The sequence below is a fragment of the Chryseobacterium takakiae genome (genome assembly GCF_900129385.1).
Classification (GTDB): Bacteria; Bacteroidota; Bacteroidia; order Flavobacteriales; family Weeksellaceae; genus Chryseobacterium; species Chryseobacterium takakiae.
In genome coordinates this window covers 1-12343 of the sequence record NZ_FQVO01000025.1, presented here as the reverse complement: position 1 = coordinate 12343, position 12343 = coordinate 1, and the positions used below count along the sequence as shown (strand labels likewise).

10 protein-coding genes are annotated in these 12343 nt (G+C 36.9%); 8 read left to right on the top strand and 2 right to left on the bottom strand.

Annotated elements, in window-relative coordinates:
• Positions 1-102: 102 nt before the first annotated feature.
• Positions 103-552 (bottom strand): VOC family protein, encoded by a 450-nt coding sequence (locus BUA76_RS18740; RefSeq protein WP_072886327.1) that lies wholly within the window; start codon positions 550-552, stop codon positions 103-105.
• A gap of 163 nt (positions 553-715) precedes the next feature.
• On the opposite strand from BUA76_RS18740, the gene BUA76_RS18735 reads away from it, so the two are divergent.
• Positions 716-2254 carry a SulP family inorganic anion transporter gene (locus BUA76_RS18735; protein WP_072886326.1) on the top strand — a complete coding sequence of 513 codons (1539 nt, stop codon included), beginning with the start codon at positions 716-718 and terminating at the stop codon, positions 2252-2254.
• A gap of 291 nt (positions 2255-2545) precedes the next feature.
• Here the strand turns inward: BUA76_RS18735 and fusA are convergent, their stop codons facing one another.
• Complete coding sequence (gene fusA / locus BUA76_RS18730; RefSeq protein WP_072886325.1) at positions 2546-4612, bottom strand: elongation factor G; 2067 nt, start codon at positions 4610-4612, stop codon at positions 2546-2548.
• A gap of 860 nt (positions 4613-5472) precedes the next feature.
• Between fusA and BUA76_RS18725 the strand changes: the two genes are divergently transcribed.
• The 7 genes from BUA76_RS18725 (at position 5473) to BUA76_RS18695 (ending at position 11598) form a co-directional block, all read left to right on the top strand.
• The gene (locus BUA76_RS18725; protein ID WP_072886324.1) at positions 5473-6147 is read left to right on the top strand and encodes an HAD family hydrolase; all 675 of its coding nucleotides are present in this window, start codon (positions 5473-5475) and stop codon (positions 6145-6147) included.
• Between the two features lie 3 nt (positions 6148-6150).
• Positions 6151-6975 carry a phosphoribosyltransferase family protein gene (locus BUA76_RS18720; RefSeq protein WP_072886323.1) on the top strand — a complete coding sequence of 275 codons (825 nt, stop codon included), beginning with the start codon at positions 6151-6153 and terminating at the stop codon, positions 6973-6975.
• Positions 6965-7519 (top strand): TerD family protein, encoded by a 555-nt coding sequence (locus BUA76_RS18715; RefSeq protein ID WP_072886322.1) that lies wholly within the window; start codon positions 6965-6967, stop codon positions 7517-7519. Before BUA76_RS18720 ends, BUA76_RS18715 begins: the two co-directional genes overlap by 11 nt.
• A gap of 7 nt (positions 7520-7526) precedes the next feature.
• The gene (locus tag BUA76_RS18710; protein ID WP_143149955.1) at positions 7527-8696 is read left to right on the top strand and encodes a toxic anion resistance protein; all 1170 of its coding nucleotides are present in this window, start codon (positions 7527-7529) and stop codon (positions 8694-8696) included.
• A gap of 15 nt (positions 8697-8711) precedes the next feature.
• On the top strand, positions 8712-9659 hold the full coding sequence (locus tag BUA76_RS18705; RefSeq protein ID WP_072886321.1) for a hypothetical protein: 948 nt from the start codon (positions 8712-8714) through the stop codon (positions 9657-9659).
• A gap of 123 nt (positions 9660-9782) precedes the next feature.
• Positions 9783-10394, top strand: coding sequence for a TerD family protein (locus BUA76_RS18700; protein WP_072886320.1), 612 nt, complete (start codon positions 9783-9785; stop codon positions 10392-10394).
• 169 nt (positions 10395-10563) lie between these two features.
• Positions 10564-11598, top strand: coding sequence for a TerC/Alx family metal homeostasis membrane protein (locus BUA76_RS18695; RefSeq protein WP_072886319.1), 1035 nt, complete (start codon positions 10564-10566; stop codon positions 11596-11598).
• Positions 11599-12343 lie beyond the last annotated feature (745 nt).

Below are 12343 nucleotides of genomic sequence, written 5' to 3'. Positions count from 1 at the left end.
TATATATGACTGATTACCAGATAAATATACAAAATACTCGCTAATATTACAACTTTTTTTAATAAAAAAAACCGCCTCAGTTGTGAGACGGCTTCGTCTTTTTTATAAAGTTTTGTCAAGCCATTCTTCATAAGAAAGAACACCCAGCTCCGGTTTTCCTTCACCTTCCAGAATGGATATGAACTCCAGCTGGTTTCCGTCGGGATCATTAAAATAGATGGCCAAGGCCGGCATCCAGGCAAAAACCATTGGCTTTTCATTTTCGTTTTTCAGAAAGTTGTAGGGCATTAAATCTTTATTCTTGAGAAATTCAACGGATTTATTCAAAAGATTTTCTTTATCAACGCTGAAAGCAAAATGACGGGTTTGCAGGTTTTCTTTCTGCTCCCAGAGCCCAAGCATGAAATCTTTATCTTTTCCCATCCATAAAAAAGCAATCCGGCGGTTTTTATCCTGATGAGCTAATTTCAAACCTAAAACTTGCGTGTAAAAACTAATGGCATTTTCAAGGTTGCTTACCTGAATATGGGTTTCATATAATCCTTTAATCATAACTTAAATCTTAATATGGCAAAGCTATAAAACAGATTTGCGAAACTTCATTCTAAACCATTTCTTAAACTAAAATTACCGATAGATAAATTTAATTTTTTATCACAATCAATGATAGCATGCTATTGGATAGAGGTTTTGTAGTAACTACCTTTGCTGCACAATGAAAAATACCACCGCTTTATTCGATTTCTCACAGAAAATAAATTATAAAAACGAACTGCTTGCCGGATTTACGGTTGCGATGACCATGATCCCGGAATCGCTTTCTTTTGCGATTCTGGCAGGACTTTCGCCGCTTACTGGTCTCTATGCAGCATTTATGATGGGATTGGTGACTGCGGTTTTCGGCGGCCGTCCCGGAATGGTTTCCGGTGGAGCTGGTGCAACAATTGTTGTTCTCATTGCTTTAATAAAAATGCATGGTGTAGAATATCTGTTTGCCACGGTAGTTCTGGCCGGGATATTTCAATTGCTGGTCGGGGTTTTCAAATGGGGTAAATTTGTGCGGCTGATTCCACAGCCCGTTATGTATGGCTTTTTAAATGGTCTCGCAGTTATCATTTTTATGGCTCAGGTTGAGCAGTTTAAAGTAGTTAATGAAAACGGAATCACCGGCTGGCTTCAGGGAACAGCACTGTACATAATGCTGGGCCTAACTTTGCTTACTGTTGCCATCGTTTACTTTTTCCCGAAAATAACAAAGGTGGTGCCGGCTTCGCTCGTTGCTATTCTCATCGTGTTCGGAATTGTGGTAGGCTTTGGAATTCATACAAAAACCGTTGCCGATATCGCAAGCATCAGTGGAACATTGCCACGCTTTCATATTCCGGATCTTCCTTTTTCACTCGAAACATTGCAGATTATTTTTCCGTACGCACTTGTCATGGCAGGAGTCGGGCTGATCGAATCACTGCTTACCTTATCAATGGTGGATGAAATTACCAATACAAAAGGAAATGCCAATAAAGAATCCGTAGCACAGGGATTGGGCAATATGACCAACGGGTTTTTCGGTGGAATGGGAGGCTGCGCAATGGTTGCCCAAACTTTGGTAAATTTAAATGCCGGTTCCCGGACAAGACTTTCAGGGATTATTGCATCCGTAACTATTTTAATCATCATTTTAGTGGGAGCTCCGTTTATTGAAAAAATTCCGATGGCGGCTCTTGTCGGCGTGATGATGATGGTAGCCATCAGTACTTTTCAGTGGGTTTCCATACGAATTGTCAACAAAATGCCGAAATCCGATATTTTCGTAGGTATTACTGTTGCTTTAATTACCATCATCTTACATAATCTTGCGCTTGCCGTATTGGTAGGTGTTGTCATTTCAGCATTGGTTTTTGCTTGGGATAATGCAAGGAGAATTCGTGCCAGAAAATATACGGATGAAAATGGTGTAAAGTATTATCAGATCTCCGGACCGCTGTTTTTCGGATCTGTTACTGCTTTTATTGATAAGTTTGATCCTGTAAATGATCCCGATCAGGTAGTCATTGATTTCAACGAAAGCAGAATTGTGGATATGAGTGCCATTGACGCTTTAGACAAATTATCTAAAAAATACGCACAGGAAAATAAAAAGCTGCATTTAAAACACCTAAGCGAAGACTGCCGTACAATGCTGAAAAATGCTGAAGCAGTTATTGAAGTTAATGTTCAGGATGATCCTACCTACAAGGTGATGCCGGAGAAGTAGGACGGTTGTAGAGTTGAGTGTTGGAGAAGGTTTTGAGGCTGGAAGATGGAAGTTTAGAAATACTCTGCAAACATCTGAGTAAATCCGTGTAATCGTGGGAAATAAAATTTGAATAAGCTGGAATTACGATGATCGAAGTTTAAAATTCATCCAAATATTTGTGTTATCTATAGAAAATAAAAAAATCTGCATAACTTGCAAAATCAGTGGGAGAAAAAAACAATTCATCATTGACAATTTACCTCAATAATCAAACAAGGACTGCAAAAATAAATTTACAGCCCTTGTCTTTTAGGTTACTAATGTATTCGCGATGAAATCAGGCACCAAAGCATAGTGTGACAACTTCATGCTGATCGAAGCTCTGCCGCTCGTCAACGTTCTCAGATCAGAAATATACCCGAAAGTCGAAGCCAGAGGAACCTCCGCCGTGAAAACTTTTCTTCCCGATTTCTCATCAATCGAAATGATGATTCCTCTTCGTTTGTTGATATCCGCAGTCACCGTTCCGGTATAATCCTCAATCGTCTGAATCTCAACTTTCATGATAGGTTCCATTAATTTAGGTTTACATGATTTTCCTATTTCCCGGAAACCGTCTCTCGCTGCCATTTCAAAATCTTGTGCATGAGAATCATTACTGTGAGTCGATCCGTCCAAAAGCGTAACTTTCATGCTTTCCAGAGGATAACCTTGTAATGCTCCGTTTTCCATAGCCTCTCTGAATCCTTTTTCAACAGACGGAATAAATTCATTAGGAATTACTCCACCTTTGATCTGATTGATGAATTCCAAGCCAATTCCGTCATCACTTCTCGGCCCGATTTCAAAAGTGATGTCCGCAAACTGTCCGCTTCCACCAGTCTGCTTTACAAGCTTCTCACGATGAATTCTTGTTTCCGTTAAAATTTCCTTGTACGAAACTTTAGGTTTTCCCTGATTGATTTCAATTCCGTAATTCAACCTGATTTTCTCTAAAGTAACTTCAAGATGCAGTTCTCCCAGTCCGCTCAGCAAAGTTTCTCCCGTTTGTCGGTCTCTTTCAACTACCAACGACGGGTCTTCTTCCTGAATTTTCGCTAAAACCAGTCCGAAAGACTTTTCATCGGCATTCGTTTTCGGTTCAATGGAAACCCTTATTACCGGAGCCGGGATTGTGATGGATTCAAGCAAAACAGCCCGTCCAACAAAAGATAAAGAATCTCCGGTTTTCGCATCTTTTATTCCGGTTAAAGCCACAATATCTCCTGCTTTTCCTTCTTCAACCGTTATCGTTTTGTCCGATTGCATCTGCAAAATTCTTGAAATTCTGAAACTTTCACCCGTTCTTACATTCTGAACCGTATCGCCGGATTTTATGCTTCCTGAATAAATTCTCAACATCGAAAGTTTACCCATGTGTTTATCAATCACCACTTTGAAAACCAATCCTGAAAACATTTCCTTTTCATTTCTTTCCAGTTCCACCGTTTCTTCCGTTTTCGCATCCTTTCCTTTGATAAAAGACAGTTGATTTGGAGCAGGAAGATAAGTCACGATTGCATCAAGCAAAGGCTGAACTCCCTTGTTCTTAAATGCGGAACCGCAAAGAACAGGAACTAAATTTCTTGACAGACACGCTCTTTGTATCGCTTTGAAAAGCATTTCTTCAGAAATTTTTGTTTCAGAATCCAGAAAATATTCAAAAAACTGTTCATCAGATTCCGCTAAAGTTTCCATTAATTTTAATCTCCATTCATAAGCTTCAGCTTTGTAAAGTTCCGGAATTTCTTTTTCAATAATAGTTTCTCCGTTTTCATCAATCCAGTACAGCGCTTTTTGCTTAATTAAATCGATAACGCCTTCGAAACTGTCTTCAGAACCCATCGGAATTTGTAAAGCTAAAGGAACCGCATCCAGTTTTGTTTTAATTTCATTTAAAACAGCAAAGAAATCAGCCCCGATTCTATCCATTTTATTGATAAAACAAATCTTAGAAATTCCATATTTTTCAGCCTGAAACCAGACATTTTCCGTCTGCGGCTGAACTCCTGAAGAAGCGCAGAAAACAGCCACAACGCTGTCCAAAACTCGTAAAGAACGTTCTACTTCCACCGCAAAATCAATGTGTCCCGGAGTATCAATAATGTTGATATTGAAGACAATTTCATCTTTTTTCCATTGAGTGGAAATCGCAGCCGAAGAAATGGTAATTCCACGGTTTTTCTCCTGAATATCTTTATCCATCGTCGTATTTCCTTCGTCCACATTTCCGATTTTGTGGATCATTCCGGTGTAATAAAGCAGTCTTTCCGTGAGTGTCGTTTTTCCTGCATCAACATGTGCTATTATCCCTATATTTCGTGTGTTGTATTTCATTTTGTTAAATTTAAATTGTTGATTTTAAGGTTGTAAAATGTTTTAAAACGCAAAGTTCTTTGAAAACTGTTTTTTATTTAAGAGAGCAAAGATTTGCGACAAAGTCGCTGATGAAGCCAGCTTCTTAAAATCAATTTATTGATTAAATCTTTGCTCACTTTCTTATTCAGTAAGAAAATTTTTCTTTGCGTTAAAAAATTAGACAACCTTTCCGAATGTAAAAGCTGAAAAGTAGGGTAGCAAAAAAGACCTATCTGAACAGACAGGCCTTTGTTATGTTTTTATAGATCGGTCGTTATTCAGATAAATATTTAGTGCTACCAAAGTACACAGCTCTGATAGGATTGTTTAAAATTAAAATATTTACCATTTTTGTTAACATTATTGATTTTTAATCGGTTGCGAAATTAGAAAAAATATTTTAACAGCAAAAATTTTTTTTAATTTTTTTAAAACAACTAAAAATTCAAGAAATAAATGCTGAGTGTAAAATTATTTTTAACGCCATGATCGCAAAGTTTTGTTTAATGCTTTGAAAACATTTTCGTTCGCCAAGGCACTTCGTTCAGCAAATGATAGCATCATGCCTTGGCTGAGTGAAACGCCTTTGCGAACGAAAATACCCACAATAATTATAAAATAATCTTTGAGGACTTTGCGTTTAAAAAGAATTTCCAATATCAAATATTACAGAAAATCATAAAAATTTCTTAAAACCTGAAACTACATTTATACATTGATTTAAAAATTCTATCTTTGAAAAGAATTGCATTTTTTACACAAACAGATGAAAGAAAATAATAATCATTTAAAACATCTTTTTCAGGAAATAAGCTAAATAAACTTTTAACTAAACCATTTTGAAAACAGATATTGACATCCATAATCATTCACATTTTTCCTTTGATCTATGGCTTACTTTAATAAAATCTCACCCCGAATTTAAAGCAAAAAGAGTTGAGCTGTTCTCTTCATTTTTTGAAGTTAACAAGCCGATTGATGAAGTGATGAAAGTCGTAAAATATTACGATGACCTGTGTAATTCCATTAATGAGATTATCGGCGGAAATGTAGATACTTTTGAAATTTATTTATTAATCTTGCATGCTTTGGAAGTTGATATAAAACAAATAGATAAAGATCAGTTGAATACATTTTATCAAAAAAGCGAAGATCTTTTTCTTGAATATAAACCCGTTGTGATTTTTGAGAATTTACACCAGCTTTTTGATGAAATTAAAAATCAGGGAAAGACAATTAATATTCTCAGCAATACCGGTTTTATTAAAGGAAAGACCATGAGAAAATTCCTGATGAATGAAAACCTTGATCAATATATTGATTTCCATATTTATTCTGACGAAACCAATTGCTCGAAACCTGATCCTAAAATTTTTCAGGAAGTGAAGAACCTGCTTAAAAATCAGGATCTGAATCATTCACAAATATTACACATTGGAGATAATCCTATTGCAGATTACAAAGGTGCAAAGGATTTCGGTTTCAATGCACACTTACTGACACCCAAAATATAAATTATGAACAAACGATACAGCTTACACCATATCCATTCTGCAGACGAGTTCACTTTTTCGCCTGAGGAATACAGCTATTTCAAGTATGGCGACAAATCGTATGCTGCAAAATTTGCCAAAGAATTATTTGACGGATTTATTTCTGCACACAACAATATCCTTGATACGCATAAAGACATTGTGGTTCTGCCAAGTCCGTATATGGCAATTCCTACGGCTTCCAATTTTTTATGCTTTTACTTTAAAAAGCATCTGGATTTTTATCTGTTTCAGAAAGGAAAAAAATCAAGCATTCTTTCAAAAATCAACAGAAATCATACGTATACGACGGATTACGGAAATTTAAGTTTTGAAGATCGTAAAAATCTGATTGCTAATGATACTTATTATCTTGATAAAGATTTTCTTAGAGGAAAACTTTGTATTTTTATAGACGATATTAAAATAACGGGGAGTCATGAGTTTACGGTGAATAAAATTCTTGATGAATATCAGGTAGAAGCAGATTTTCTTTTCATGTACTATGCAGAACTGATGAATCTTGAGCTTGATCCGAAAATTGAAAACTATTTTAATTACTATGCGGTAAAAAGCGTAGAGCATATCGCAGAAGTAATGCTGAAGCCCAGTTTTCAGTTCAATACAAGGATTGTAAAATATATTTTAGGACTGGATTCAGGTAATTTTGATTATCTTTCGTCTAAAGTAAAAAAAGAACAGATGGATCACCTGCTGGAACTGGCGATCAGCAACAACTATCATTTAATAAAAGAATACGAAAATAATATTAATATATTAACACAAACTGAACTCTATTATGGCTATTAACTTACAGAAAGGACAAAGAGAAAATATAAACGCCCCAAAATTTACCGTAGGTTTAGGATGGGATATCAATAATACCTCTACGGGAACGGCTTTCGATCTTGATGCTTCTTTATTTTTATTGGGAGAAGATAAAAAACTGATTTCCGATAATCATTTTATTTTTTACAACAACCTTGAATCTCCGGATAAGGCAGTGATTCACTCCGGTGATAATTTAACCGGTGACGGGGCTGGTGACGATGAGCAGATTAAAATCGATTTAACCAAAATTGATGCTGCTGTAAAAGAAATCATTGTTGTGGTGACTATTCACGAAGCAGATTCCAGAAGACAGAACTTCGGGCAGGTAAGAAATTCTTTTATCAGAATCTTTAATACAGATACTAACGAAGAAATTTTAAAATATGAACTGGACGAAGATTTCTCCATCGAAACAGCAGTAGAATTCGGAAGAATCTATAACAGAAACGGAGAATGGAAGTTTGAAGCCGTAGGAAGCGGACAGCGAGAAGGTCTCGAAAAATTTGTAGCAATGTATCAATAATTGTATCATGGATAACCAACCTAATCAACCAATAGATCCGCTTGGATCAATCGAACCGTTAAAAACATTTGAACCGACTCCCATGGATCCTCCGCCGGGACAGGCACAAAGTACACCTCCCGCTCCGCTTGTGGACAGGGAAGGAAATGTAAACCTTACCCAACTACCCTCGGAAGAACGTCAGAAATACGAAGTTCTTGCAGATTCTATTGATGAAACCAATCCGGGATCTATTGTGAATTTCGGGGCAGACCTTCAGAGAACTTTGTCTAACCAGAGTGACAGTTTCTTAGGGAATGTAAGAAGATCCAACTCAGGAGAAGTGGGGGAGCTCATCAATAATTTATTGGTTGAGCTGAATTACGTTGACGTAGAAGAACTGAATCAGAATAAATTCAAAAGTTTTTTAAGCAAATTACCCTTTATGAAAAGTGTAATGACGCAGATTGAGAATTTATTTGCCAAATATGATAAGATCATCAATAATATTGATCAGATCTCATACAAAGTAAATGCAGGAATTATTACTTCTACAAAAGATAATGCCGTTTTACAGACCATATTTGAAAGTAACATTACTGCAATTAAGCAAATTGAAGAACTGGTGATTGCCGGAAACCTGAGAATGGAAAAAGCATCAACGGAGCTTGCCACCATGGAAGCTGCGCCGCAGAACTATCAGGATTACCAGATTGCCGATAAAAGAGACTTTATTGCAAGATTAGACCGTAGACTGGCAGACCTTAAAGTGGTTCGTCTTATTATGATGCAGTCGCTTCCGCAGATCAGACTGGTTCAGAACAATAACGTTTCGATCGCTGAAAAAGCGCAGACTATTCTCACAACGACGCTTCCGCTTTGGAAAAATCAGCTTTCATTGGCAGTGGCCATGTACAGACAGCAGCAGAATATTGAAATTCAGCAGAAAGTTTCTTCTACCACGGAAGAGATTTTAAGAAAAAATGCAGAACGTCTCGGACAGAATTCAATCAATGTAGCAAGAGCCAATGAGCAGACCGTTGTATCGATCGAAACGCTGAGAGAAACAACATCAAAACTTATCAATACATTAAACGAAGTAAAACAGATTCAGAAACAGGGAGCCGAAGGCAGAAGAAAGCTGGATCAGGATCTGATGACCTTGGAACACGAACTGAAAGCAAACGTAAGAGGATAAGAACATTGTACAAAGGTGAATGATGAAGCCGTAAACATACTGTCCCAAAGCAAAAGAAGATTAACGAAACTTAAACTTCTTGCTGATTTTTTTGAAAATGTTGATATCATCTCCATCTACATTAAGACGGATAGTATCCATACTCTTTTTCTGGAAAATAAGACATTGGATTACAGTAAGTTGGAACTTTTTCACCTGCAGTACACCGACAGTCTCATTGAGCTTCTGACGAAAATAAAAAGGCAGAAGGAAAATGATATGCTGGCGGTGATCAATGAGATAGATGTCAACAGGAAATACATTTCCGGATTTGAGGAAAAACAATCATACGGCTTTGAGACAGACCGAAAAATGTACAGCGGAAATTTTTCGCATCACCTGAAAAGGCTCTATCAGGATCTTACGGAAAATAAATTTACGGTCAACTGGGATGATGTGCTGTATTTCCATAAAAAATACGCTGCGGAATTCTACAGATCGGAAGTAGATGAAGAACTGCTGAAACCGGACGCTTTTCCGGCTTACCACTATCAGGATTACCAGATAGAAAGAAAATTGCTGGGAAGGCTTAACATTCAGAATTTTAAAGTTCGTTTCATGTGCGGTTATGCCATTTCTGGGAATGAATACGAGCTTTTTAAAATTTTCCAGTCAGAAGATTTTTTCATCTTCGATCTTGAAGGGCATAAAATGTATTTAACGGATCCTAAAAAAATGGAAAAATTGAATACAGCCCCCAATGAATCGAACCGCAGAATTATCATCAATCAGCTCAAAAAAAAGAATGAAGAGCTTGAAGAAGCAATGTACGAAAGGAAAAGAACATTGCCGGAACAGGTGACAGCGGTCCTGAAAGATTATATTAAAAATCTTGAAAATACAGATATCATCAGCAAAATATTTGATATCAACGAAGAAACGAACATTCTTCGGGCAATGCTGAATTTAAATTTAAATAATTAATAAGTACAATCATAAAACTGGGGTAATTATAATCGTAGTATTGTAAAGAATAAGTAAATAGTACGAAATAATGATTCTTCACTTTATCATTTGTAAAATATAAACAAAAATAAACATAAAAAGATGGCTATTAACTTACAAAAAGGTCAACGAATAAATCTTACCAAAGAAAATGGAACAACCCTTACACAGGCTTGTGTAGGGATCAACTGGGGTGCAATTGAGAAAAAAAGTTTCTTTGGAGGAACCTCACGCGAAGCAGTAGATTTGGATGGAAGCTGCATTTTATACGATTCTAATAAGAATGCTACGGAAGTAATCTATTTCGGTAACCTTAAATCTAAAAATGGCGCGGTACGACACAGCGGCGACGATCTTACAGGAGATGTAAATGGTGATGACGGACTGGATAATGAAGTGATTACCATCGATTTCAGTAACCTCGATTCAAATGTAGAACATGTTGCTCTTGTTCTGAACAGTTACAAAGGGCAGGACTTCGGGACCATTCCTTTTGCTTCAATCAGAATTTATGAAGGAACCCCTACCAATGTAAGAGAAGTTTTTGCAAAATATGATATTGCCAATGATGTTTCTTTCAAAGGCCATGTTGCGATGGTGATGGGCGTTTTCTATAGAAGGAACAACGAGTGGAAATTCAATGCCATCGGAGATCCTACCAAAGACAGAAAATTGCAGGAAACCATTGAAACGGTAAAACAAAAATATTTATAACAACTGATATTCAATAGAAGTGGGCTTCAGCCCGCTTAATAAAAAAGGATCTTGATCCGGCTTTAGCCAAAAATCTATTGAATGTAAATCTGAAAATAAAATAAACAACAGCAATATTTGTACGTCGTACAGCTATTGCTTTTATCATTTTAACAACAACACATTAAAAGTGGGACAAAATACTAGCATTTTAGATCTTCATCCCGGTCTGGTTTGGGGATTTGCGGTAACAGTAGTTATCATGTTGCTCCTGGATTTAGGAGTTTTCAATAAAAAAAGTCATGAAGTTTCTTCAAAAGAAGCCACAATCTGGTCAATTGTATGGATCTCACTGTCAATGGTGTTTTCGGGAGTCGTATACTGGGTGTACAATTCAGATTTAGGTCCTGGAAGCCATGAGCTTGCCATAGAGAAATTTACGCAGTATCAGGCAGCCTACTGGATTGAAAAAGCGCTTTCGGTGGACAATTTATTTGTATTCATCCTGGTTTTCGGGTTTTTTAAAGTTCCGAAATACCTTCACCACAAAGTATTGTTCTGGGGAATTATCGGGGCGCTCATCTTCAGGGCGATTTTCATTTTTGCCGGAGTAGGATTGATCAATCTTACTTACCTTCCTGAAATGAATATCTTCGGACATCCTGTCAAAATTAATGTTGTCATGACTTTATTCGGGCTATTCCTTGTCTATGCGGGAATCAAATCCTGGGGCGACGGAGACGATGACGACGATGAAGATTACAGCAATACGGCAGGGGCAAGGTTAATCAAAAGATTCTGGAAAGTTTCTGATAATTATGTAGGTGATAAATTCTTTACCGTTCAGAACGGAATCAAGATGGCAACTCCGCTTTTGGTTGTGGTGGCGGTAATTGAATTTACCGATGTGCTTTTCGCAGTGGATTCCATTCCTGCAATATTTGCCATTTCCAATGATCCGTTTATCCTTTATACATCAAACATTTTTGCAATTTTAGGATTAAGATCACTGTATTTCCTGTTGGCAAATTTTATTCACATGTTCAGCAAGCTACCTTACGGATTGGCAGTAATCCTGTCCTTTATCGGAGTTAAGATGCTTATTGCACCGTGGATTCATATTCCGTCTCCGGTTTCTTTAGGAATTGTAGGAGGGGTATTGGTAATCTCCGTTATTTTATCAATTATTTTCCCGGATAAAAAAGAAGAGAAGGAAAATACATAAGAATAACTTGTTATTATAATAATATATGAAAGGGCTTTACATTATGTAGAGCCTTTTTTTACTGAATAATATGTTAAAGTACAAGCTTATCACACAATCTCTCACCAAACTCTTACCCTCCAATCCTCTTACATTCAATTTGAATCAGGAGCTTATTCCGGCTTTCCGCACTCGCTATTTTAATGTTTTTAGTCGCGGCGGCGGAGCCGCCGCGACTAAAAACATTAAAATGAGCTCAGACAGTTGCTTCAATCCGGGCTAGGGTGGAAGTGGCAAGAGAGAGGTAAGAAGTAAGAAGTAAGAAGTAAGAAGTAAGAAGTGAGAAGTGACAAGTGAGCAGTGAGAAGTAAGAAGTAAGAAGTAAGAAGTAAGAAGTAAGACGTGAGAAGTAAGAAGAAAGAGGTGGGACATCTGGAGTTTACATTTCTTTGTTCAGGGTTTAGTATTCAAAATTCAAAATTCAAGATTCAAAAATTCAAATTCAAAGTTCAGGATTTAATAGCACGCACAAAAAACAATACCTTTGCCTATTGCCTATTGCCTATTGCCTATTGCCTATTACCTGTTACTTATTACCCATTCCCCATTTTTCACCAACTTCTCCCTTCTTACTTCTCCCTTCTCACTTCTCACTCCCTTAAAAATTATTCCCCCATGCTACCAGCGAGTTAAGCTCAAATATTACGGAAAAGTAAATTTTATGTTAAATAGATTTGGATTGTAAAGGAAAGACGTGTTATCTTTG